The sequence below is a fragment of the Gordonibacter sp. An230 genome (genome assembly GCF_002159915.1).
GTDB lineage: Bacteria > Actinomycetota > Coriobacteriia > Coriobacteriales > Eggerthellaceae > Rubneribacter.
This window is the reverse complement of the sequence record NZ_NFJP01000032.1, coordinates 13,077-37,141: the sequence shown is the minus strand read 5'-3', so window position 1 is coordinate 37,141 and position 24,065 is coordinate 13,077. Positions and strand designations below refer to the sequence as shown.

18 protein-coding genes are annotated in these 24,065 nt (G+C 67.7%); 10 read left to right on the top strand and 8 right to left on the bottom strand.

What is annotated here, in order from left to right; genetic code table 11:
• Positions 1-645: 645 nt before the first annotated feature.
• The 5 genes from B5F40_RS13670 to B5F40_RS13650 all read right to left on the bottom strand — a co-directional run bounded on the left by B5F40_RS13670 (position 646) and on the right by B5F40_RS13650 (position 8,790).
• A complete protein-coding gene (locus B5F40_RS13670) occupies positions 646-1,518 on the bottom strand; it encodes a DegV family protein (RefSeq protein WP_204217429.1) in 873 nt (290 codons plus the stop codon).
• A gap of 448 nt (positions 1,519-1,966) precedes the next feature.
• Positions 1,967-4,459, bottom strand: a complete 2,493-nt coding sequence (pheT, locus tag B5F40_RS13665) for a phenylalanine--tRNA ligase subunit beta (RefSeq protein ID WP_087194831.1) — start codon at positions 4,457-4,459, stop codon at positions 1,967-1,969.
• 258 nt (positions 4,460-4,717) lie between these two features.
• Positions 4,718-5,779 carry a phenylalanine--tRNA ligase subunit alpha gene (gene pheS, locus B5F40_RS13660; RefSeq protein ID WP_087194830.1) on the bottom strand — a complete coding sequence of 354 codons (1,062 nt, stop codon included), beginning with the start codon at positions 5,777-5,779 and terminating at the stop codon, positions 4,718-4,720.
• 570 nt (positions 5,780-6,349) lie between these two features.
• Positions 6,350-7,609, bottom strand: a complete 1,260-nt coding sequence (locus tag B5F40_RS13655; protein WP_087194829.1) for a coiled-coil domain-containing protein — start codon at positions 7,607-7,609, stop codon at positions 6,350-6,352.
• Positions 7,609-8,790, bottom strand: a complete 1,182-nt coding sequence (locus B5F40_RS13650; protein ID WP_239443070.1) for a serine hydrolase — start codon at positions 8,788-8,790, stop codon at positions 7,609-7,611. The genes B5F40_RS13655 and B5F40_RS13650 overlap by 1 nt, the downstream gene beginning before the upstream one ends.
• A gap of 679 nt (positions 8,791-9,469) precedes the next feature.
• Between B5F40_RS13650 and B5F40_RS13640 the strand changes: the two genes are divergently transcribed.
• The 4 genes from B5F40_RS13640 (at position 9,470) to B5F40_RS13625 (ending at position 14,940) form a co-directional block, all read left to right on the top strand.
• Positions 9,470-10,393 (top strand): GNAT family N-acetyltransferase, encoded by a 924-nt coding sequence (locus B5F40_RS13640; protein ID WP_087194827.1) that lies wholly within the window; start codon positions 9,470-9,472, stop codon positions 10,391-10,393.
• Between the two features lie 927 nt (positions 10,394-11,320).
• Positions 11,321-11,926 carry a bifunctional phosphoserine phosphatase/homoserine phosphotransferase ThrH gene (gene thrH / locus B5F40_RS13635; RefSeq protein WP_087194826.1) on the top strand — a complete coding sequence of 202 codons (606 nt, stop codon included), beginning with the start codon at positions 11,321-11,323 and terminating at the stop codon, positions 11,924-11,926.
• A 31-nt stretch (positions 11,927-11,957) separates the two neighbouring features.
• Complete coding sequence (locus tag B5F40_RS13630) at positions 11,958-13,043, top strand: hypothetical protein (RefSeq protein ID WP_087194825.1); 1,086 nt, start codon at positions 11,958-11,960, stop codon at positions 13,041-13,043.
• Positions 13,044-13,050: 7 nt separating this feature from the next.
• Positions 13,051-14,940, top strand: a complete 1,890-nt coding sequence (locus B5F40_RS13625; protein ID WP_239443069.1) for an elongator complex protein 3 — start codon at positions 13,051-13,053, stop codon at positions 14,938-14,940.
• A 373-nt stretch (positions 14,941-15,313) separates the two neighbouring features.
• On the opposite strand, the gene B5F40_RS13620 is transcribed toward B5F40_RS13625, so the two are convergent.
• Positions 15,314-16,384 (bottom strand): class I SAM-dependent methyltransferase, encoded by a 1,071-nt coding sequence (locus B5F40_RS13620; RefSeq protein ID WP_239443068.1) that lies wholly within the window; start codon positions 16,382-16,384, stop codon positions 15,314-15,316.
• 101 nt (positions 16,385-16,485) lie between these two features.
• The gene (locus B5F40_RS13615) at positions 16,486-17,070 is read right to left on the bottom strand and encodes a TetR/AcrR family transcriptional regulator (RefSeq protein WP_087194823.1); all 585 of its coding nucleotides are present in this window, start codon (positions 17,068-17,070) and stop codon (positions 16,486-16,488) included.
• Positions 17,071-18,140: 1,070 nt separating this feature from the next.
• On the opposite strand from B5F40_RS13615, the gene B5F40_RS13605 reads away from it, so the two are divergent.
• The 6 genes from B5F40_RS13605 (at position 18,141) to B5F40_RS13580 (ending at position 23,342) form a co-directional block, all read left to right on the top strand.
• Entirely contained in the window at positions 18,141-19,049 is a 909-nt protein-coding gene (locus tag B5F40_RS13605; protein ID WP_087194821.1) for a helix-turn-helix transcriptional regulator, read from the top strand.
• A gap of 243 nt (positions 19,050-19,292) precedes the next feature.
• Entirely contained in the window at positions 19,293-19,823 is a 531-nt protein-coding gene (locus tag B5F40_RS13600; protein WP_087194820.1) for a hypothetical protein, read from the top strand.
• Between the two features lie 378 nt (positions 19,824-20,201).
• A complete protein-coding gene (locus B5F40_RS16035) occupies positions 20,202-20,738 on the top strand; it encodes a hypothetical protein (RefSeq protein WP_140396510.1) in 537 nt (178 codons plus the stop codon).
• An 84-nt stretch (positions 20,739-20,822) separates the two neighbouring features.
• Entirely contained in the window at positions 20,823-21,416 is a 594-nt protein-coding gene (locus tag B5F40_RS13590; RefSeq protein ID WP_162610991.1) for a DJ-1/PfpI family protein, read from the top strand.
• 422 nt (positions 21,417-21,838) lie between these two features.
• Positions 21,839-22,312 carry a zinc ribbon domain-containing protein gene (locus tag B5F40_RS13585; protein WP_087194817.1) on the top strand — a complete coding sequence of 158 codons (474 nt, stop codon included), beginning with the start codon at positions 21,839-21,841 and terminating at the stop codon, positions 22,310-22,312.
• 331 nt (positions 22,313-22,643) lie between these two features.
• Positions 22,644-23,342 carry a GyrI-like domain-containing protein gene (locus tag B5F40_RS13580; RefSeq protein ID WP_087194816.1) on the top strand — a complete coding sequence of 233 codons (699 nt, stop codon included), beginning with the start codon at positions 22,644-22,646 and terminating at the stop codon, positions 23,340-23,342.
• 189 nt (positions 23,343-23,531) lie between these two features.
• On the opposite strand, the gene B5F40_RS13575 is transcribed toward B5F40_RS13580, so the two are convergent.
• Entirely contained in the window at positions 23,532-24,062 is a 531-nt protein-coding gene (locus B5F40_RS13575) for a YjdF family protein (RefSeq protein WP_087194815.1), read from the bottom strand.
• Between the last annotated feature and the right edge of the window lie 3 nt (positions 24,063-24,065).

Sequence of the window (24,065 nt, the reverse complement as noted above, 5' to 3'; positions counted from 1 at the left end):
CGCGTTTTGCACATTTAAATACCGCCCCCCCCCCCCCCCGATCAGGCCGTCTGCCGGAACAGTTGACCATTGTCGGACGCCATTGATAGGCAAACCGGCTTATGGTCGGCGAGCAAAACGGAGCCGCACCATCGCGCATTCGGAACCTCTCGCACCGCCCGCACGGATAGACGATCCGCACATCGCCGTGTCTTTTTTGCATGGATGAGAGCATTCCTTCGACCAGCCACCAAAAAGTCGCCCTGGAACGCAGCGACCGACGACAGCGATCACCGGCATCGCCACGACAGCCTCCGACAGATTGGGAAGCGCCGGAACCGCCCATGAAGATCGCTCCCGAGCATACGAATGGTGGTCGGTGGTTACAAGGATTCGGGAATCGAAGCAGCAGCCAGGGAATCCAAAGCCTTGCAGCACGCCCCCGGCTCGGCGAGCGCCGCCATCGCGCATGGCTCCTCGCCTATCGAATGCGCCCAAAGGGCCCACTTCCAACGGGCGCGAGCCCGGACGGCCCTTTTTCGAAGAAGGGACGCCGCAGCAGCGCCGCCGCGAACGATGCGCCGACGCGAAGAGCTCCACAAGCGCGCTTGTCCGCCTGGCGATAGCGTCCAGCGCGAAGAAGCTTTCAGCTGGCGGGTTTCGAACTCAACAGGTTTCGAACTGGCGCTTCGTGCAGCCGATGCCGAGGGCGCCGGGTCCGACATGGCAGGCGATGCTCAGAGGAAGCCGGTCGACATAGACGTCGTCGGAGCTGAAATGGGCACGAACCTCGTCGGCGAACGCAGCGGCATCGTCGTCGCGGTTCGTATGGGCCACGTAAAGATGCACGTTGCCCACCCCGCCGAAGCGGTTCTCGACGTCGATCGCGAGCGCGCGCAGCATCGTGCGCTTGGCGGCCTTGAACGACTTCGACACGGAGAACGCGTCGAGCTTGTCGCCTTGGATCTGCAGGACGGGCTTGATTTTCAAAAGCGAGCCGATGGAGGCCACCGCCGGCGTGATACGACCCCCTTTGCGCAGGTAATCAAGCGTGTCCACCATGAGATAGATGCTCGCGTCAAGCTTCGTGCGTTCAAGGAGCGCCACGGTTTCGGCGGCGGTGCGGCCTTCGGCGATCCATCGCAGCGCATCGAGCACGGCCTCGCGCTGCGTGACGGAAATGCGCTGGTTGTCCACCACGTGCACGCGACCGGGGAAATGCTGCTCGGCGAGGGCGCGCGCCGTCTCGCACGAACCCGACAACCCGCTTGACATGGGAAGGTAGGGTAGCTCGTCGTGCGCTTCGAGCACCTCGACCCACAGCTTTCCGAGGTCGACTATCGAAGGCTGCGAGGTGACGATGTCCGCGCCGTCGGCAAGACGCGCGTAAAACGCGGGAGCCTCGAGGTTCACTCCCTCGAAGCACTCGACGCCGTCGACGACGAAGGGCATGGGCACCACATGCACGCCGAGCGCGTCGGCCTCGGCGCGCATGATGCCGCTGTTGGTGTCCGTCACGATTGCGATGCTGCCGCCCACGATCCGCCGCCCTTCTCCTTCGGCCAAACCCTTCCCGAGGCGACGCGGGCATCCTGCGGCTCCCGCGCCCCATATGCGATGCGCCCCATTATAGCGCCGCAGCCCCACAGGGAGCGCGCAACGCGAGGAACGCCGCAAAACACCGGAAGCGGCGGGCATCGCCTTTTCCGAGGGGACGGCAGCCGCCCCGGCGCCGGAGACGCGGCGACGAGTGTGCCCGAAAGCGCGCATCTCCCGCTCGACGCACGCGATGCGCCGGTGCGCATCCCCGCGCTGCGACGAACCTGGCACCGATCCGTTCCGTCGAAAGCCAACGGCCAAGGGACCGCCTGCGCCCGCCCGGTCGCAGGCGGTCCGACGCTGCGCGGCTGCGAAACGATGCGGTGCGGACGCCCCCGCAGATGCACGTTAGACCGCGCGTCTGCGAACCGGAGCGGTTCGCACGGCCCTACCCCCGCACCTCCGCGCCGGTGGCTGCGCACACCTTCTTCACAAGGCGCTCGTGAGCCTTGTCCACCTCTTCGCCCGTGAGCGTGCGGTCGGCGGCACGGTACGTGAGGGCGAACGCCATGGACTTCCTGCCGACGCCGACGCGCCCCTCGTCGCGGTACACGTCGAACAGGCGCGCGCCCTCCAGAAGCTTCCCGCCGGCCGAGGTCATGCACTGCATGAGCCTTTCGCAGGTGACAGCCTCGTCCACCACGAAAGCCACGTCCACGGACACGGCGGGGAACGTCGGCACGTCCACGTAGTCTCGCGCAGGGCGGCTCGCCTTCACGAGCGCGTCCGCATCCAGCTCGAACGCCACGACCGGCGCCTGGGCGCCATAGGCGTCCACCGCAAGCGGATGCAGCTCGCCCACCCAGCCGAGCTCGGTGCCGCCCGACAGCACGGCGGCCGCGCGACCCGGCTGCAAGTGAGGGGCCTCGTCGGCCGAAAGCGCCTTGAAGCGCAGCTTCGGTAGCGCCAGTTCGCGCGCAATGCTCTCCACCACGCCCTTGGCGTCGAAGAAGTCGAACGCAGCGGGCGCGTCGTTCCATCCCGCATCGCGCATCGCGCCAGCCAGCACGCCGGCCACCTTGCGCTTCTCCTTCGGCTGCTTCCTCCCCTCGTGAGCGTAGAATACGATGCCCGTCTCGTAAAGCTGCACGTTCCTCACCCCGCGGCTCTGGTTGTACGCGACGCTGCGGACAAGACCGGGGACGATGCTCTGGCGCATGACGGACTGATCGGCGTTGAGCGGGTTGATGAGCTCCACCGGCTCGCCCAACCCCTCGCGCGGCATGCGCAAACGGTCGAGGTCGCCCGGTTCGGCGAACGAGTACGTCATCGTCTCGTTAAGACCGCTTGCGCGCAGCGTTCTGCCGATCGTATCCATCACATGCTCGTCGCGCGTGCGTGAACCCACGCGGCCCGGTCCGCCGGGCAGCGTCGCCGGAATGCGGTCCATGCCCCAAAGGCGCAGCACCTCCTCGTACAGGTCGATCTCCCGCTCGAGGTCGGGCCGGAACGTGGGCGCGACAACGGACAGCGCGTCGGCGTCGCCCGCTGCGTCGCCGCCGACCTCGGTTCCGGCCACCGTGCAACCGAGGCGCGCAAGGGCGTCCTCGATGAAGTCGCGCGGGATGTCGGCGCCCATCATGGCGCAGAAGCGCGGCACGCGGAAGCGCAGAGCGCGCGGCTCGGACGGCAGCGGCCACGCATCCACGATGCCGCTCGCGTCGGCGCGCGCCGCGCTCACCGCGCCGCCGGCCACCTCCACGATGAGGGCGGCAGCCGCGGCCGAGCGCGCCTCGATGCCGTGATCGTCCACGCCGCGCTCGTAGCGCATGGAGCTCTCGGAGATGAGGCCGAGGTTGCGGCTCGTGCGGCTCGTGCGGCCGGGCTCGAACGTCGCAGCCTCCAGCAAGATGTTCACCGTAGCGTCTGTCACTTCGGTGTCGAGCCCGCCCATGACGCCGGCAAGCGCCACCGCGCCCCGCTCGGGAGTGGCGATGACGGTCATGTCGGACGTGAGCGCGCGCTCCTCGCCATCGAGCGTGGTCAGGCGCTCGCCGTCTTCGGCAGCACGCACGACGACGCGCACTCGGCCGTCGGAGCCTTCGAGCTTGTCCAGGTCGAACGCGTGCAGCGGCTGGCCGAACAAGAACAGGATGTAGTTCGTCACGTCCACGACGTTGTTGACGGAGCGCTGGCCGATGGCCGCCAGGCGCTCGACCATCCAGTCGGGGCTCGGCCCGACCTTGCAACCGCGGATGATGCGCGCGGTGTAACGCGGGCAGCGTGCCGGATCCTCGATGTCCACGCTCACGGCCTCGTCCACCGGCGTCGCGGACGCATCGAGCCGCAACTTCGCCGCCATCTCGGGCAGAGGGTCGTTCCAGTCGCGCCCGTACATCGCGCCCACCTCGCGCGCGAAACCCGCCACGCTCAGGCAGTCGGGACGGTTCGGCGTGATCTCGAGATCGAGAACCGTGTCGGAGAGCTTCGCGTAATCGGCGACGGGCATGCCGACCGGCGCGTCGTCGGGCAGAATCCAAATGCCCTCGTGATCGGCCCCCATGCCGAGCTCGCGCCGCGAGCAGCACATGCCGCAGCTGACGACGCCGCGCAGCTTCGACTTCTTGATCTTGACATCGCCGGGCAAAACCGCGCCCACGGTGGCAACCGGCACCTTGATGCCAGCTGCGATGTTCGGCGCACCGCAGACGATTTGCACCGGCTCATCCGCGCCCACGTCCACCGAAACCACGTGCATATGGTCGCTGTCGGGATGAGGCTCGCACGTCTCCACGTGCCCGACCACCACGCCCTCGAGCGCGGCACCCGTCCTTTCCACGCCCTCCACGCCCGTGCCCGTCAGGTCGAGCCGGTCGCAGAACGCCTTGGTGTCGGCTGGCACGTCCACGTACTCGGACAGCCATTTGAGAGATACCTTCATATCGCATCTTCCTATCTTGAAAACGCCCCAAGTCCAACAAAGCCGTCGAGGAGGGTCGCAATGCCCGAGATTCGCGGTTCGGCGAAGACAAAGCGCCTCGGCGCACGCCGGACAGCCCGGCGGATCGTTCGATCCCTCGCCAAACGCCTGGCCGAGCGCGCCCTGCCCGGAGAAGTCGAAGCGGCGCGTTTCGGCATCGCGCGACGGTCAGGTGCCGCAGCCAACCGCAACATCGACGGCGATTCCGATCGCGGAATCCTAAAACTGCCTCAAGAAGCGCATGTCCCCCTCCAGCAGCATCCTCAAATCCGGCACGTTGTACTTCAGGCAGGCGATGCGCTCCACCCCCATGCCGAACGCGAAACCGGAGTACTTCTCGGGGTCGATGCCGGACATGGACAGCACGTTCGGGTCCACCATGCCGCAGCCGAGGATCTCCAGCCAGCCGGTGCCCTTGCAGAAGCGGCAGCCCTCGCCGTGGCAGATGCCGCAGCTCACGTCCACCTCGGCCGACGGCTCCGTGAACGGGAAGTAGTGGGCGCGGAACCGCGTCTTGCGCTCCTCGCCGAACAGCTGCTTGCACAGGTAGTCGAGCGTGCCCTTGAGGTCGCCGAACGTGATGCCCTCGTCCACCACCAGGCCCTCGATCTGCGTGAACTGGGGAAGATGGGACGGATCGGCCACGTCGCGACGGTACACCTTGCCTGGAGCGATCACGTAGATGGGCGGTTCCCTATCCTCCATCGCGTGCACCTGCACGCCGGAGGTCTGCGTGCGCAAGAGCACATCCGACTCGCCGCGGACGTTGCATGCGGCGCCAGAGCGATCGACCACGTAGAACGTGTCGGCCAAACCGCGGCTCGGATGGTCGGCGGGCGCGTTCAAAGCCTCGAAGTTGTAATAGCACGTCTCCACCTCGGGTCCCTGCGCCACCGAGTAGCCCAATCCCAAAAAGATCTCGCTCACCTCGTCGGCGATACGATTGATGAGATGCCGCGTGCCCACCTGCTGGGCGCGGCCCGGCAGCGTCACGTCCACCGCCGCCGCATCGATGGCCGCGGCCAGCTCGGCGGCCTCGAGCGCGGCTTTGCGCGCGGCAAGCGCCTCCTCCACGGCGACGCGCGCCTCGTTCACCGCCTTGCCCACCAAGGCGCGCTCCTCCTTGGGGACCTGCCCCATGCTGCGCAGATACCCCGTGAGCGCGCCGGACTTGCCGAGCGCGGCCACGCGCACCTGGTCGAGCGCCGCGGTGTCGGCCGCCTGCTCGACGGACGCGAGAGTCCGCTCGCGCAGCGCCGCCACATCCTCTACGATTGCCATATGCCCTTCTTCCCTTTCCGTCCTTTTCCACGAGACGGAGCCCGAACCCCGTCGCAAGCAAAAGAGCCTTCTCTCGTCCTTGCCGTGCGGGGCGCAGCCCCGGATCCAAGGACGAGAGAAGGCTCTCGCGGTACCACCTCGGTTGACGGCCCTACCGCGTGCGCGTCGGCCCGGCGCGCACGCCAAAGCCCGCATCGCGGCCATCGAACCGCCCGCTCGTTTTCGCCCTGTGACGGGAGCACCCGGCAAGGCCTACTGAACGTCCGCGCTCGCGCGCCCCGCGTTCAGCCTCGCAGCTCGGAAGGGAACCGTCGCGCGTGCCGTCCGAGCCCTTTCAGCCGAGGAGCCCGTCTCTGAAGGCGGCAAACCCTGCGCGACGCCGTCTTCGTCGTCGCATGTAAAGATGCAGTATAGCGCATTCCGACCGCTCGCGCGAGAGCCGCGCCCGTCAAGAGCGCTGCGAAAAGGCGGCCTTTCCGCCAAACCGGGAAAGGCCGCGGAGCACGCCGCACGAGCGCGTACGGGTCGATCGCAACGGACGGGCGCGCCGCCCGCAAGGCGGGGCAGGCGCTACAGGAAGCGGTACTGCACGGTGCGCAGACCCCATTCGGTGCAGGATGAATAGCCGAACGCCTTCCACACGCCGGGCTGCAAATCGAGGGAGCGGCTGCCGCCCCCCATGTAACCGCAGTCGTTCACAATGGCGAACACGGTGATGCCGTTGTAGGATATCTCGACCGTCCGCCCATAGTACTGCCAGTAGCGATCCCACGCCATGGGCACCGCCACGCCCATGGACCAGTCATCGCACACGTCGCCCGTAGCCGTGATGCCGGGGTTCGGCGTGTAGGGATCGGTGGATCCACCGTACGCCGAGGCGACGCCGGTGGACCAGCCCACGCCCGCACTCGGCCCTGTTTCGCCGCCGGGATTCGAGCCCTCGGCGCCCGCATCGCCCCCTTCCCCCTCGTCAGGCTCAGGCTCGGGATCGGGCTTCACCTCCTGCTGCTGGTCGCCAGGGCGCATCGTGTTCGTGTTCGCGTCCTCGACGGCCACCGGCTCGCTCACCTCGCCGACGGCGGCCATCTCTTCGGCCTTACGCTTGAGCTCCTCGAGCCGGGCGGCTTGGTCGCCGTGGACGCTCTGAGCGCTTTGCAGCGACGACGAGGCGTCGGCCACCAGCCGTTCGGCCTCGGCGCGCTTATCCTCAAGCTCGACGAGCTTTTCGTCCTGGGCGTCTTTCTGCTCGTTGAGATCGGCCACGAGACCGTCGAACCGAGCGGAGCGCTCTTTCTGCGCAGCCACCTCGTCGGCTTGGTAGCGCATGACGCTGTCGAGATAAGCGAGGTTGCGCAAAAGCTCGCCGAAATCGGACGATTCCAAGAGCAGCGCGAGCACCGACTCCGCGGTGCCGCCGTTGGCGTATTCGTAGGCGACGCTTTTCGCCAAGGCGTTGCGCCCCTCCACCACGGCGGCCTGCGCCTCCATGGCCTGGGCCGCCGTCTCGTCGATGCGCTCCTGCAGCTCTGCGATCTCCTGCTTGAGCTCCTCGCATTCGGAGGCGATCGACGCCATGCGCCCTTCCGCCCCGTCAAGCGCCGACTGCGCTTCATCCACGGCGGACTGCGCCTCGTCGGCAGCCTGCTGAGCCTCATCGGCGGCCTGACGAGCCGCCTCGGCATCGTCGGCCTCCGTTGCCTCGTCGGCCCACGCGCTGCGGGCCGGGGCGATGGAAATCGCGGAAAGCCCCAGGCAGAAGGCGAGCAGGCACGCGAGCGCGCCCGCTGCAACCGTGCGGGCCCTTCGACCCGTCGGCATCGTGCGAACCATTATGAAACCTCGCTTTCGACCAACAGCCGATCATGCGCGGCATCGAGCGCCGCCGCAAGATCGACGATGAGGTGCTCGTTGTCCGTAAAATGCTCGTCGTCGTATCCGGCGTCGGACATGATGGCCACCACATACGCACCGTCGCCGTCAACCACCAAACCCGCGTCGTCAAGCGCAGCCGTGCTGTATCCGGGGATGTCCACCTCGTAACCCGGCTTCGAGAGCACGGTGCGATCAGGGCCGAGGGCCTCTCGCAAAAACGAAACGCGCGTGCGTTCGAGCAGACTTTGGCACCACTGCGCATTCGGATCGTCGCCCATAAGGAAAGCCCCGATGTTGACCCACAGTTTCGCCAGATCACGCGGCGCGCACGAAGGATACCATTCGCCCGACCACGTCGCCGTGTCCACATCGGCCCGCTCGCACCACGCCTCGAAGCCGTCCGCCCCGAAACGCTCGCGCAAAAGCGCGTAGCCCGTGTTGTCGGAATGGATGAGGGTGTTCTCGACCACCGTGCGCAGATCGTAAGATCCGACATCGTCTTCGGACATGATGCCGGTACCTTCCACGACCAGATCTTCTTCGACCTCGTCGTCGAGCGAGGCCGTTCCGCCGGCCACGGCGTCTTGCAGCACGTACGAAACGAACGGAGCCTTGACGGTGCTCGCGCAGAAGTACATGCCGTCGGCGTTGTAGCTCAGACCGCGCTGCGCCGCCAAATCGTACACGACGAATCCCACGCTGCAATCCGCATCGGCGAAGGCTGCGATGGCGGCCTCCACATCGGGCGCCTCGCCGGAGTCGAGCACGCGGGACGCGCCGTCGGAACCGTCGAAGAGGCTGAGCCCGTCCGAAGACGCAGCGCAATCGAGAGCCGCACGCGCCTCGGCAGCCACGGCGAAGGGATCGGAGGCGGAAGCGCCCGGGAGGGAAGACGGTTCAGCCTGGCCGTCAGACGGGACGGCCGCCGCCCCTTCGAACTCGACCTCAACCGCAGCGTCCGCCGCGGAGAAAGCCGACGAGGAGGGCGGGATGGGCGTCTCGGGAACCGGGGACAGGGCCGAAGCGACGCCTATCGCGCTCGAAAGCGCGAACACGCCGACGCACGCCGCAAGGGCGACTTTCGCCGGCAGAGGCGCCTTCCGCGCCTTTCTTCCTATGGCATCCCAGTTCACAGTCACGCTCGTCTCCCGGCGCACACGCCGACGCCGATGCTTCCCCAGGCACGCGAAGCGCCTTCGCCTAGGAAGTATTCCTTATCGAAGGCGAGGCGGCAAGTGCGCGCAGGGCAATCAACATAGGAGAGCCACGGGTTTTCAAGCCGTCCGAAGCCGCTCCAAGAGGGCGTTCGATGCTTCGTCTCGCGACGCCGAAAAGCCCGCCCTGCGGCAAGCGCGCCATCCGCGGCCCCGTCAAGGCGCGATGAGGCCGGAGGCTTCCACGACAAGCGATCCGGCCTCGCCACCACCTCGGCATCGCCCAGGCACGACGGACCGGCACCCACGCCGAGCCGCATCGCGCGCTCGGTGCGCCAAGCGCCCAGCCGCCGACCGCATGGCGCACCGAGCATTGCGGCCCCTGCCGTTCGGCAGCCTCGTACGCCGCCCGAGCGCCCCCATTCGCGCCGACCGAGCTTTCGCGTTCAACGAGCCCCTTCCGCCCAGCACCCCCTCCGATCCCGCCCGTTTGCGCTTTTCGCACTGCGCCCGCCCACCCGCGCATCGGCGCACCGCACGGACGGCGCCTGCGCCTTCGGCAGTCGGAAACAACGCAGCCGAGGCGACGCAGCGCGTGCGCCGCCTTTAATCGCCCGTGATACCATGGGAAGGAGCAACGTCCTCCCGCACGAAAGGCCTCGCCATGGAACCTGTCTCCAAATCTGCAGCTCGCGCCCAAGCTCCGAACGCGAGCGCAGCCGACGATGCGCGCATTCCCGCAACTCCCGGTGGGTCAGCCGCCGCGAACGGCGCCGTCGCGCGCACGCCCGATCAGGCGCCAGCGACCGACCCCGCGGCGCGCATCCGAGCGGAGGCGGGATCCGTGCGCAGCGGCGCGCCCGCATCCGGCCTCCGCCCCAGTCGCACCGACCTAGAGACGGCCCCCATCCGCATCCGCCTCGCCGACGACGATGACGCGGACGGCATCCTGGCCGTGTACGCACCCTACGTGGCGACGGCCGTCACGTTCGAAGAGACCGTGCCCGCCCCCGACGCCTTCCGCGCGCGCATAGCCGGCATCAGGGCGACGCACCCCTTCCTGGTCGCCGAACGCTCGGGCAAGATCGTCGGGTATGCGCACGCGGCCGCGCAGCATACGCGCGCCGCCTACCGATGGAACGCCGAGTTGTCGGTGTACCTCGCACCCGACATCTGCGGACGGGGAGTCGGGCGCGCGCTGTACGAGGCGCTGCTCGACCTCGTCCGAGCGCAAGGGCTGAAAGCTGCATACGCGCTGGTCACTGTGACGAACGTCGCCAGCGAGCGGCTGCATGCGGAACTCGGGTTCGAGCGCATCGGGCTGCAGCCGAACGCAGGATGGAAGGCGGGCGCATGGCGCGACGTGGCATGGCTGCGCAAGGAACTCGACGGCTTCTCGGATGACCCGGAGCCGCCCACGCCCTTCCCCGCCCTCGCCCGCGCCCGCCCGCACACCGTTCGCGCGGCGCTTGACCGCGCGAACGCGGCGCTGGCCGCACGCGCATCTGGGAAGCGCGCATCCGGAGAGGCTCCGCACGACGACATCGACACAACTCCATCGGAAAGAGGCGCTGCGGGAAGACGATGACCTGCGCGATCGAGGGCGCCTGACGCTCACGCCCCCTGACACCGCTCGACGCGGACTCGCACGCGATGGGGCCGGCGCACCCGGGAGCGCGGCCGTCTTCCTGCGGGCGGCCTTTGCGAGCGCGCGAGCCCGACTGCGCGCCTGCAGGCACTTCCCCATGTAGCACTTGCAGCGCTTCCTCCTTGCAAGCGCGCGATTCCGACCGAGGCTGGGAACGCCCACCGTGTTCGGAACGGCCTCTTGCGAGCGCAGCCAGGCGAATCCGACTTCTCGGCGGGCTCACGGATGCTCGCCATGCGCCCTTGCGAGCGCGGGCAGGCGAATCCGACTTGCTGCCGGAGGACCTCACTTCGTCGCCTGACGGCATGCGGCGCGCGCACGCGAACGGCGCGGTTTTGGCCACGGAATCCCGTTCTGTCGCGAAAAAGCGGGGCTCGAGAGCCCTCCCCCGGAAGGCCTTTCCGGCAAAAGGCCCGGTAGCAAGATTCTGATGCGCCCAGGGAGGCCGATTCGCGCCAGAACGGGCCCGCGGCCAAAACCGGGCCGATTTCGCGCACGGGGCAAGGTCGGCAGTTAGGTGGCAGGTGGCGCGCCGAAACGCAAGCCCCGTCGCCCCGGCCCCGCGGAACGCCCTTGCCGATGCCGCCTCGTCAGCGAAGGCCTTCTCGCAGCAAGTCTCATCGTCGGGCAAACTCGCCCCTAACCAGCGCCCTTCGACCAATGAGGAAAGGAGGGGCCGAAAGAGCGGGGATGATGCGGCGAAGGGGGTGCGAGAAGGGTCGGACGGAGGGCGGGTAAACCGCTCGCCCCGCCCCTCGGCAGGAAATTGCCCGCTTTTCCCGATGGCAGGGTTGCGTGCAGCGGAGGCGGAAGGCACCATAGGCGCAGCAAAAGCCGTGCCCGCAACCATCTTGCGAAGGAGCCGCCATGAACATCGTCTGCCTCGACCTCGAAGGGGTGCTGGTGCCCGAGATATGGATCGCATTCGCCGAGGAGAGCGGCATCCCGGCGCTCGCCCGCACCACGCGCGACGAACCCGACTACGACAAGCTCATGGCCTATCGGCTGGACATCCTGCGCGAGCACGGCCTGGGGCTGGCGGAGATCCAGCGGGTCATCGCAGGCATCGAGCCGCTGCCGGGTGCGCGCGGGTTTTTGGACAGCTTGCGCGCCCGGACGCAGGTCGTCATCATCAGCGACACGTTCACCCAGTTCGCACGCCCCCTCATGGAAAAGCTGGGCTGGCCGACGCTCTTCTGCAACGAGCTGGACGCAAGCGCCGACGGCACCGTGACGGGCTGGCGCATGCGCACGCCGAACTCCAAGCTGGACACCGTGCGCGCGCTGCAGTCGGCCGGCTGCCAGACCATCGCCGCCGGCGACAGCCACAACGACCTCGCCATGATCCGCGCCAGCAAGGCCGGCTTCCTCTTCCGCAGCACCGAGGCCATCAAGGCCGAGAATCCCGACCTGCCCGCGTTCGACCGCTACGACGACCTGCTGGCCGCCATCGAAGCGGCCTTGGAAGCGTAGCGCGCGATGCGCCCTGCCGGGGAAACCTGCCGTGGATAACGCCACCGCCCGCGCGCTCTGCGCCGTGAACAAGCGCTTCTACCAGCGATGCAGCGCGTCGTTTTCCGCCACGCGCACCGCGCCGTGGGAAGGATGGCGGCGCTGCTTGGAGTGGGCGCGGAAGGCGCAGCCGGCGGACGGGAGGGCGGGCGCCGACGCCGACGCGGAGGGCGCACGCGCGGGCGGAAGGGCGAAGGCAGGAGTCGCGCGCGGGGGCGAAGACGCGGGGGCGAAAGCCGCGCTCGAAAACGAAGACGCGAGGGCGCAGGCCGCGCGCGGGGACGCAAACGAGCGGAGCGGCCTGCAGGGGCGGCAAGGGGGCGCGGGAGCGCGGGAAGACGCGCGGGCGCGACAAGGGGGCACCGACGCGAAAACCCTGCGTCCGGAGCATGCGCGGCCCGCACTTTCCGTGCTCGACCTCGCATGCGGGAACCTGCGCTTCGAAGCGTTTCTGGCAGAGGAGCTGGCCGACACCGACCTGACGCTTCACACGGCAGACGACTGCGACGCGCTGGTGGCCGGCGCGCCGTGGAGGCCGAACCCCGCCGAGGAGGCCGCCTTCGGCAACCGGACCGCCGGCTCTCTCCGCTGGCGCCACCAAAGCCTCGACGTGCTGGCGGCGCTGGACGCCGAGGAGCGCGGCGGCGAAGCGGCGCTGGCCGCAGCGCTGCGGGTGCCCCGCTGCGATCTGGCCGTCTCGTTCGGATTCCTGCACCACATCCCGCTTCCGCGCTGGCGGCAAGAGGTGCTGGCGGCGCTGGCGGCGAAGGTGCGGCCGGGCGGATTCGTCATCGTGTCGCTCTGGCGCTTCTTGGAGAACCCCCTGTTGGCACGCAAAGCAGAGGCCACGCACGAGCACGGCCTGCGCGATCTGGGCCTACCGCCGCTCGACGCCGGCGATCGACTGCTGGGCTGGAAGGACGAGCCGGGGGCTTACCGCTACTGCCACAGCTTCTCCGACGAGGAGATCGACGCGCTGGCGGCCTCCGTGGCCGGCACCGCCAAAGAGGCCGCCCGCTTCCGCGCCGACGGTCGCGACGGCGCCCTTAACAGCTACCTGGTGCTGCGGGTGGAATAGGCGAACGATGAAAGAACCCGGTGCTGCGGGTGGAATAGGCGAGGCGATGGAAGAGATCCTGCTGGACATACTGGAAGAGCTGCGTCGTGAGCGGGACGCGCCGGGCGCGCCCGCCGTGGACGGCAAGGCGGTGGCGCGCATCATCCGCAAGCGCAACGAGGGACGCGCGGACAACGCCGACCACTTCGCCAAAAAGCAGCTCTTCCCCTACTACCGGCAGGTGAAGCGCGACGACCCCGCCCGCTGGCGCAGCTGGGGCATCGACGAGGCGCTGGAGGCGCGCCTCGTGCAGCTTCTGCGCGTGAAGCCGCGGCGCACGGCGTCGGGCGTGGCCACCATCACCGTGCTCACGAAGCCGTGGCCGTGCGCCAGCAACTGCCTGTACTGCCCCAACGACCTGCGCATGCCGAAAAGCTACCTGGCCGACGAGCCCGCGTGCCAGCGCGCCGAGCGCGCGTTCTTCGACCCGTATCTGCAGGTGGCGGCGCGCCTGAGCACGCTCGAGCAGATGGGCCACGTCACCGACAAGGTGGAACTGATCGTCTTGGGCGGCACGTGGAGCGACTACCCCGAGGGCTACCGCATCTGGTTTGCGAGCGAGCTGTTCCGCGCGCTGAACGAGGCGGGCGAAGGCGACGAGGAGCAGCGGCGGACCCGCATGGAAGCCCGCCGCGCACGCTATCGGGAGGCCGGCGTCCCCGAAACCCGCGAGGAGGCCGCGGCGTTCGCCGCCGACGCCCAGCGGCAGGTGAACGCCGGCGCGCTGCGCTACAACGACGCGATGGCGCGCCTGTACGGCTCCGGCAGCCCGTGGGAGCGCCTTGCCGCCGAGCAGACGACCGGCCTCGCCGAGCTTGAACGCCAGCACGCCGCCAACGAGCATGCGGCGCACCGCGTGGTGGGGCTCGTGGTGGAAACGCGGCCCGATGCCGTCACGCCCGAGGCGCTGGCGGGGCTGCGGCGTCTCGGCTGCACGAAAGTGCAGATCGGCGTGCAAAGCCTCGATGGGCGCATCCTCTCGTTGAACGAGCGTTGCCTCTCTTCGGAGCGCATCGCGGAGGCGTTTTCGCTGCTGCGCCTGTTTGGCTTCAAGATCCACGCCCACTTCATGGCGAACCTCCTCGGCGCCACGACCGCAGCCGACAAGCGCGACTACCGCCGCCTCGTTACCGACCCGGCGTTTTTGCCCGACGAGGTGAAGCTGTACCCGTGCGCGCTCGTGGACGGGACCGGCCTGATGGCGCGCTACCGCGACGGCAGCTGGCGGCCCTACACCGAGGAGGAGCTGCTCGACGTGCTGGTGGCGGATGCCGCCGCCACGCCGCCCTACACGCGCATCTCGCGCATGATCCGCGACATCTCGTCGCACGACATCGTGGCGGGCAACAAGAAGGTGAACCTGCGCCAGCTGGTGGAGCAACGGGCGCGGGAGGCCGGCGTGCGCTTCGAGGAGATCCGCACACGCGAGATCGGCACGGACGGGGCCGACGTGGGCGCGCTGGCGCTTTCCGTCGTGGCGTACGAGACCGCGGTGGCAAGCGAGCGCTTCTTGCAATGGACCTCGCCGGACGGGCGCATCGCCGCGTTCCTGCGCCTGTCGCTGCCCTTTTCCGCTTCCGTGGACGACCTGCGGAAACGGTTCGCCAACTTCCCCATCGGCCCTGGCGAGGCCATGATACGCGAGGTGCACGTGTACGGCGCCGTGGCCAAGCTGCACCGCACGGGCGCCGGCGCCCAGCACCTCGGCTTGGGCAAGCGGCTCGTCGAGGCCGCAGCCGACATCGCCCGCAAGGCCGGTTACGAAGCCCTCAACGTGATCAGTGCCGTGGGAACCCGGGGGTACTACCGCAGTCTGGGATTCCAGGACAAGGGGCTGTACCAGCAGAAGCCCTTGTAGCGCCCAGCCCAGCCCCGCTCCGGCGCCCTCCGCACGCCACGCCGTTTCCGACCCCCCTTCGCTCGCAGCCGCCCCGCCCCGCAAGCGCAACGCGGTCGGAGAAGGGGGAGGGAGGCGGGGCGCTCGCGAACCCGCCGCGCAACCCCGCAAACGCCCCGCCGCACGGTTCCGCGATGAGGAAGACGCACCGCCTTGCCTGATCGCCCCCGCCGGAACGCCTGCGGGCGGCGTTGGAGAGACGGACCGAGCAAGCGGCGCAAGCGAAGGAAGCCCCGCTTGATCGCCACCGCGCCCCCGCAGCGCATATTCCGCGCAGCCGCCCGCCGCGTCCCTTGCGAGGCGGGCCGTCTTTCACGAGGTCGCCGCAAGCCCCCTACTTGACCGCAACCGCAAGGCAGGAGCGGAAACCCACGCGGCGCCACTCCACCCGGGCAAACCACGGGGAGAGGATGGCGCACAGCTCCGATTCGCCATAGATGCGCACATCGCCCTCGGGGCTGCGCTTCATGAACGCGTTCATGAGCGCGCGGGCGGGCGCAGGCTGCCAGCAATCGCCGATGACGAAAGCGCCGCCCGCCGCCAGCACGCGCCACGCCTGAAATGCGGCGCGATGCGGATCGGGGTAATGATGGAACGAATCGTTGCAGTACACGAGGTCGAACAGCCCGTCCGGAAACGGAAGCCGCTCGCTGTCCGCGCGCATCAGCCGCGCGCGGGAGCCAAGGCGCGCGGCGGCACGGGAGAGCATCCGCTCGGAGAGGTCGATGCCGGCAAGCTCGCAAGAGGGAAACGCCTCCAGCACCTGCTGCGCCAGCGCGCCGGTGCCGCAGCCCATATCGAGGATGCGCAACGGGCGCGCGAGGCGAACGGCAAGGGCGGGAGCGCGCTCGGGGACCTCGGCGGAACATATCGAGGACGCGCGACGGACGCGCGAATCGAACGGAGCGCGCGAATCGCGCGGAGAGCGCAAAGGGCGCGAAACGTGCGGGATATGAGGGCTGCGCGCGGGACGCGAAACGTGCGGGATGCGCGCAGGACGCGAACCATGCGGGATGCGCGTCGTCCGACAGCACGACGGGGAAGCGCCGCCATCCGCGCCCGCGGCCAAGGCGGCAGCGCGCTCCCGCAACGACGCCAGCACGTGCGGGTAGAGCGAGCGCGCATGGGCGCCCTTCATATCCTCGTCGTAGGTGGCAGCTTGAAGGTCGAACGCCCGACGGGACTGCTCGCGCTTCCGCTGCGCCTCCTCCCCCTCTTCCCGATTCCCCCCTTCCCGCCTCTTCCCTTCTTGCTTCTTTTCTTCTTGCTTCTTTTCTTCCCGATTCCCCCCTTCCTGCTTCTTCCCTTTCCGCTTCTCCCCTTCTCCCGCTCCTCTCCTCTTTTTCGAATCCTCCATCTCCTCCGTTCCTCCTTCCCTTTCCTTTCCCTCTTCTTCTTTTCTCATTTCTCGCTCCTTTCATTGAACAATATTCAATAACTTTGCCGAAAGAAAGCCCCGGCGCGCCACCGGAAGCGGCTGCGCGGGGCCAGGGCTTACGCGAAGGGCTACGGCGCGGGGCGCGTCTGCGATGCCAGCAGCACGTCGAGATACCCGCGTACGAGCGCGAGCTTCCGCCGGTCGGGCGCATCGGGCGCGGTCATGATGCCCAACTGGCCGTTCAAAATGAAATCCACCAGCACCTCGGGGCTTTCCACCGCCATGCCGCGGCGGCGGGCGTCGGCGTTCACGGCGACCAGCACATGGGGACGCAGCCGCTCGGACAGGGCGAAGAACAGCTGGCGATGGAACGCGCGGCTGCCCTGCGCATGGAAGAACTCGTGATAGCGCAGGCTGTTCTCTTCCGCCGCAGCCGCGAACAGGGCATCCATCTTCTCGGCGAGCGTCAGGCGCGCATCGTCGAGAATGGGCAGGAACTCATCTGCGCACTCATGCGCATAGACGTCCATCGCGTCGGCGAACAGCTTCTGCTTGGAGTCGAAATAGTGATAGCACAGCCCCGCCGTGATGCCCGCGGCGCGCGAGATGTCGCGCATCGACACCGCGTCGTAACCGCGTTCCGCGAACAGCCGCATGGCCGCATCGAGTATCTCCCTCCTCCGCTCCTCCGGATCCTTCACCGTGCGCGCCACGAGGCTCCTTTCGCCGTTCGATCATTCCGTGGAACCCAGTATGCCTCTTCATTGAACGAATGTCAATAAGAGGCGAGGGGCGCGCAACGAGCGCAAGGCGGGCAAGCGACGGGCGCGGGACGTGCAGGTCGAGCGGGCGAGCGGCGAGGTTCGAGGCAAGCGACAATCGCAGGACGGGCGGGGTGAGCGAGCGGGCTGTCACGGGACGAGCGAGCGCGTAGGCGAATGGGAGACGTAGCGAGAAAGGCGCGGGAGCATCCCGCATGCGCGGTTCCGCGCCCTGCGCGGCGCGAGGGGCGTCCGGAGATGCGGCAGCACCGAGGAAGGGGGGCATCGCGCTTCCGGCGAAAAGGGCTTTCCACGGGAGCGACTTCCGACAGAAGGGAATCTTCAACGGAAAGGACCTTTCGCGGAAAGGACCTTTCGGCAGAAAAAAAGAGGGGGGCTTCGGCGCAAGCAAGGCCTTCAGCCCCCACCCGCCGCAGATGCGGCAGCGCCCACCCAGCCCCGGCGGCATCGCGGCAGCGCATGCATGTCGTGGTACCATAAAGCGCATGCAGCTCCTCCACCCTTGCATAAAAGGAACCGGCACGAGTCCCCTTCCCATCCTCGCCTGCATGCGTCCGCACGCCGTGCGCACACCCGACCGTACAGACACGGCGCGGACGAACGCGGCACGGGCCGCCCGCGCGCTCGAAAGGGGCGATTCCGAAAAGCGCACATCCGCGGAGCGCGCGCACGCAAGGAACGCGCCCACAGAAGTCCAATCCGAGGAGCGCGCATCCATAGGGCTGGCGCTTGCAGAACGCACATCTGTAAGAAACGTATCCGCCGGGATCGCATCCGCAGAACCTGCGTCCACGAAAAGCGCCGCCACAGAGCGCACGTCCGCAGGACGCATCTCCGCGGAACACGCACTTGCGGAACGCATCTCTACGGAGCTCGCCTTCGCAGAACGCACGCTCGCAAAGGCAAAGAACGCGCCCGCAGAGTACACGTCCGAAAAGCGCCCGGAAAGCACCACCGACGCGGCGGCTTCTCGGCGCGCCTCAGCGGAAAGGCGGTGATCCATGCAGTCGCAGCGCTTGTTCGAGATCGTCTTTCTGCTGATGGAGCGCTCGCCGCGCACCACCGGCGATCTGGCCGACCACCTGGAGGTGTCCGCGCGCACCGTGCGCCGCGACGTGGAGGCGCTTTCAGCCGCGGGCGTGCCCGTGTACATGACGCGCGGGAGGGGCGGCGGCGTTCACCTGGCAGACGGCTACGTGCTCGACCGGTCGCTCGTGACCGAAACCGACCAAGCCGAGATACTCGCCGGGCTCGCGGCGCTGCGCCAAACCGGCGCGGCGGACGACAGGGGGCTGACCGAGCGCATGGCACGCCTCTTTCGCCGCGAGGGCGCCGACTGGCTGGACATCGATTTCTCGTTCTGGGGCGCGCCGCCCGCGCATCGGCGCACATTCGATCTGGTGAGGCGCGCCATCGTGGAGCGAAGGCCGCTCGTATTTCGCTACTGCGACGCCAACGGGCGCATGACGAGGCGCACCGTGGAGCCGGCGAAGCTCGTGTACAAGGAACGCTCGTGGTACGTCCGCGCTTGGTGCCGCGAGCGCGCGGAATGGCGCACGTTCAAGATCGTCCGCATGGAGGAGGGCTCCCTCGAACTGGGCGAGGATGCATTCGAGCCGCGCCCGCTGCCGCCCGACCTGGCAAAGCCCCGCCCCAACGGCCGCGAGGAGCGCCTCGTGCTCTTGTTCTCGGGCGACGAGGGCCGCGTGCGCGAGGAGTTCGACCCCGCCGCCATCGAGCGCTTGGACGATGGTCGTCTGCGCGTGGAGCTGCGCGCCGAGCCCACCGAACGTGCACGCCGCCACCTGCTGTCGTTCGGCGCGAACCTGTACGTGGAGGAGCCCGCGCACCTGCGGGCGTGGCTGCGCGACGAAGCCGCCGCCCTCGTGCGGCGCTGCGAGGAGGGTTAGGCGGTCTAGGCGATCCCAAACATTTTTGCGCCGCCCTCTTGCAATTGCCCCGACCTTTCTGTTATAAATTTAATCAGCATATAACGTACGCACAGCATTTGAGACACGTGAGCATTTGAAGGAACGATGAGCATGAGACTTTCGCGTTGCCGCATTTCCCTTTTCCTCCCCTTTCAAAACAACATCGGGCCTCCGGGTTTCCTTTCTTCTCCCTTTTGCACCCCTGCCAAGAAAGGAAGCACGATGACCACCGAATTCCCCATCCCCCGTCTTTCGCCGCTCGACGCGGCCCTTCAGCTCTGCAAGGACTTCGCCGTCCCCACCATCGCAAGCGCGCTCTTGGCGATGTCCCTGCCCTCGTTCCCGCCCTCCATCGAAACCGATGCGGCCATCCCCTTCGGCTTCGTTGGGGCGTTTTTGCTCTGGTGCTCTGTTTGCGACGCGTGGTTTTTGCTCATGCGCTACTGGCGAAACCTCATCGATATGATCGCATCGTGCGTTTCGGGCTTTTTCGACGCCCTTGGGGCAGCGCTCGACGGATCTGCGGGCGCTGCGATCGCCGGCATCATGAAGTGCGCAAGCCCGTTGCTCATCCTGGCCCTCATCATAATGGCCGTCACGCTCGCATGCTCCTGGGTCGAGTCGACCGCACCTGAAAGCCTGTGCAACGTTCTTACCGCGACCGTGCTCGTCGGCGTGACCGTCGCCGTCACGCTTGTGCCCCTTCGCACGTTGGCGAAGGATTTGCGCGCCCTCGCGACGGCCCTTCGATAAACAGCTCTTCCACGAGAAAGGATCACCATGTCTTTACTAGAAGGAATACGGGACTTCGCAATCGCCGCCTTATCGCTCATCGCCTTCTTCACGGGGCCTACCAAGGCATTTCACGTGTTCAGCAACCCTTTCGAAAAACGCACGCGATCCAAAGGCGGTGAACTGCTAGAAGAGGTCGAGCATTTAGCCCTTCTTGGGGCAAAAGCGGAAGCCCGAAACGACGCGCTTGCCCAGGACATTGCGGCCAATGAGAGAAAACAGCTCGTTCAGCGGTTTTCGAAGCAGATCAGCGCACGATACATTTCCGCCACGATGTCCAACTGCATAATGCTGGTATCGTTCCTTTTCTGCTTCATAGGAAGCATTCTCTTCGCCCAAATGAACAACATCACCCGGATATTTTGGATTGCCACATCGGTCATCTGCCTAACTCTCGCTCTCGCGCACGCGCTCCTCATCCTCTTCGACCTGCCCTTCTGGGCTCCGGTGAAGTACTTGAGAGGAAGAAGGTTCTCGAAAGCATCCGGCAAAGCGGGGTACTTCATCTTCCTTGAGCGCACCTTGAACGCCATCGAAACCAAAGCGCGATGCCACCTTGTCGATGCCCGACCGTACGCCAAGGCCTTCAAGCTGCCCCTTGCCGATTCCATCTACGCCTTCGACGATCCGCATCGTCCGCTCGACGACCTTGTCACCGATCACGTGATCGAGAATTTGGAGCAAAGGCTTCCCGACAAAACGCACACGGTGCTCGTATGCTCAGAGTTCGGACGCGAGAGCCACGAGATCGTCGTCAAGCTTCGGGAGCGCGGATACGCAGACGCATACGACCTGGGAGAAACGGCGACGCGCTACGCGCTCTTCCAAAGGTTCGCCCACCAGCTGCACTACCTCGCGATTGAAAAAGGACGGTAGTTTTTTTGATAACCGGACATACCTTGTCCGGTTATGTTCGATATCGTGGCCCTCGTCAGCACACCGAGCGAAAGGACACGAGCTATGAAAGAGCCATCGAAGGGAAGCGTCATCGCCTACCTGCCTGAGCGCTTCGCCGATTGGGAGGCGGGGCTTGCCTGCGCGGAGCTCAACAAGCCGGATGCCGGATACCGCGTGCTCACGATGTCGGCAGACGGCACGCCGCGGCGCTCCATCGGCGGCTGGACGGTCGCCGCGGACCTCGCATCCGACAAGCTGCCCGACGATACGCGTCTGCTCATGCTCGTGGGCGGGGAAACGTGGCTCGACGGTTCGAACGACGCCGTGCTGCGCGCGGTGGACGCATGCGTGGCGCGCGGCATCCCCGTGGCGGCCATCTGCGGCGCCTGCACGTTCCTCGCCCAGCACGGATACCTGGACGCATGCGAGCACACGGGAAACGCCGCCTTCGAGTTCGCCGAGTTCGCGCCCGCCTATCGGGGGCAGGGGCTTTTCCGAAGCGCGCCGGCTGTAGACGGCGGGGCGTTCATCACCGCCAACGGCGCAGCGAGCGTGGAGTTCGCAAGCCTTGTGCTGTCCCGTCTCGACGTGAAGCCCTGGGGCGACGAGCATGCGTGGTTCACCGCGTTCAAGCGCGGAACGTTCGTGGAGGGCTGAGGGAGCGGAGCGGCGCAGAACGCGGCCTCGCAGACGTACGGGCGACGAACGCAAGCAACGCGAGGGGCCGCACGCAGAAACGAGGCAAGCGCAGCTGCACCTTTGCGGGGCGACCGCAGACGACTGCGGGAGAAACGGACGACCCAAGGCGCGGTCGTCCACGCCACGACGCCGAGCATGGGCGCGTCGCACTGAGCGCGCGGAGCCCCGACAGGCAACGGACGGTTGCTTGACGGCGATGGACGCGCATGGTTCTATGAGGTCGTCCGCATGCGCTCGCCACCCGGCAAAGGCTCGCCCGCACGCGCCCACGTCGCACGTTCGAGCGTCCCGAGATCGCACCCAGGCGCGCCGGGCGAGCGCGACCACACCCGTACCTGAGCTCGCGCCCGCATGCGAGCCCAACGAGAAACGAGGACATCATGGCCATCAAAGACACGCTCATCGAACTGCGCGAAAGCAGCGGCCTCACCCAAAGCGAGATGGCCGAGCGGCTGTTCGTCACGCGACAGGCCGTGTCGCGCTGGGAATGCGGCGAAACGAAGCCCGGCATCGACACGCTCAAGCTCATCGCCACCGAGTTCCACGTGCCCGTAGAGGCGCTTCTGGACATGCCGCTGCAAACCGTGTGCCAAAGCTGCGGCATGCCGCTTGCCAGCCCCGACCTGCTGGGCACCGAGGCCGACGGCTCGCCGAGCGAGCGCTTTTGCAAGTGGTGCTACGAAAGCGGAGCCTACCAGGGAGAATGCACCATGCAGGACATGGTGGAGATCTGCGTTGAGCACATGGCGACGCCCGACGCGCCCTTCACCGAAAGCGAGGCCCGCGCCTATATGGAGGCGCTGCTTCCCGCCCTCGAGCGCTGGCAAGGTGCCGCACCGGACGAGGCGCGCTAGAAAGGCGGGCGAGGCACCCGGCTCGGGCAAGCGCGAAACACCCGATGCAGCCTCGAACTCCCCAGCGCGAATGCGGAGAACCCGCCCGGACGACCCTAAAATAGGAGCCGCCCGAAGGAGCGGCGTCCGCCTTCGAAGTCGAGGTTGACCGCCCTCAATCTCGAAAAGCCGATCCGAAGGCGCGAAACCCGGCAGCAGGACACGGCCACGCTCCGCCGCGCGCCGACGTCGCGTCCCGCTCCGCCCTTCGCGCCGTTTCCGACCGCAACGTCCGCTGGCTTCCAACGAATCGAGCAAGCACGCCGAACGAACAAAGAGCAAGGAGCGTCCCATGACCGCCGCATTCGATTTCAAGAAGGAATACCGCGACCTCTACCTGCCGAAAGCCACCCCGACGCTGATCGACGTCGGCCCGATGACGTTTCTTGCCGCGACGGGCACGGGCGACCCGAACGAGGAGGGAGGCGCATACGCTGAGGCGCTCGAGGCGCTCTACGCCCTCTCGTTCACCATCAAGATGGCGAAGAAGGGCGACTGGCAGCCGGAAGGCTACTTCGATTACGTGGTGCCGCCGCTCGAGGGGCTGTGGTGGGGCGGCGGATTCGACGGGACGCGCATCGCGGACAAGAGCGCGCTTCACTGGGCGTCGCTGATCCGCCAGCCGGATTTCGTCACGCCGGAAGCGTTTGCCTGGGCGCGCGAGCGCGTGGCGGCAAAGAAGCCGGGGGCCGATGTGGGCCGCGTGCGCCTCGTGCGGTTCGCCGAGGGGCCGTGCGCCCACGTCATGCACAAAGGGCCGTACGATGACGAGCCCGTCACCGTCGCAGCGCTCGAGGCGTTCATCGCCGCATCGGGGCGCGAGGACGACATCGCCGATCCGGCCAGCGACGAGGCGCTGCTCGACGCCCTCGACGCGCACGGCGCCGTACCTGCCGTGCGTCTGCACCACGAGATCTACTTGGGCGACCCCCGCCGCACGAAGCCGGAGAACCTCCTCACCGCAGTGCGCCACCCCGTCCGCCGCGCGTAAGGAGGGCCGCAAAGCCCCTCCCCCAGCCGATTCCAGCAGGCCCCGGTCGAGACAGCCGAACGCCCATGCCCAGCAGCATGGCAAGAGCGCCCGCGCGGCCCCGCAAGAAACTCCCCGCCACAAGCCCGACGGCCGCAAGCGAAAGCCCCGCGCGCCGCGACCTCGCGCTCGGGACCCCCGCCCGCCGCCTCAGCGGCCGCGGTGCTTCCGCTTGCGCTTCTGCCGCCTGAGGGCGAAACGGCGCGCGGCCTCCTCGCGGCGCGCGGCCCGAACGGCGGCCTTGCGCTCGCCTTTGCGCGCCTCGCGGGCGGCGGCCAGGGCGCGCTGGGCCTTCGTGCCCGCTCCGACGGCCTCCACGAGCTTGCGCGCCTCGCGCTGGCGGCGCTTGGGGTTCGCATGCCTCAAGGAAGCGGCGAAGCACACACCCGAAACCCCCGAGCCCCCGCAGCCCTTGGAACCCCCGGAATCGCCGGAAGCGCCAGGATCGCCGGAAGCGGACGCGATATCCGGCCCGGTCGCGGACAAGGGCGCGAACGCGAACGGCAGCTTCGCCCAACGCTCGCAGACAAACGCAAGGATCTCGGGGTCGGTGGGCTCGGCGGCGCCGAACACGATGCGGCACGCCTCATAGCGCCCGCCTTCGGCGCGTTCGCAGATGCCGACCCAGAATTGGCCGTCGTGATAGACGGTCAGGGTGGATGACACGCTGATCTTCCGCATGGG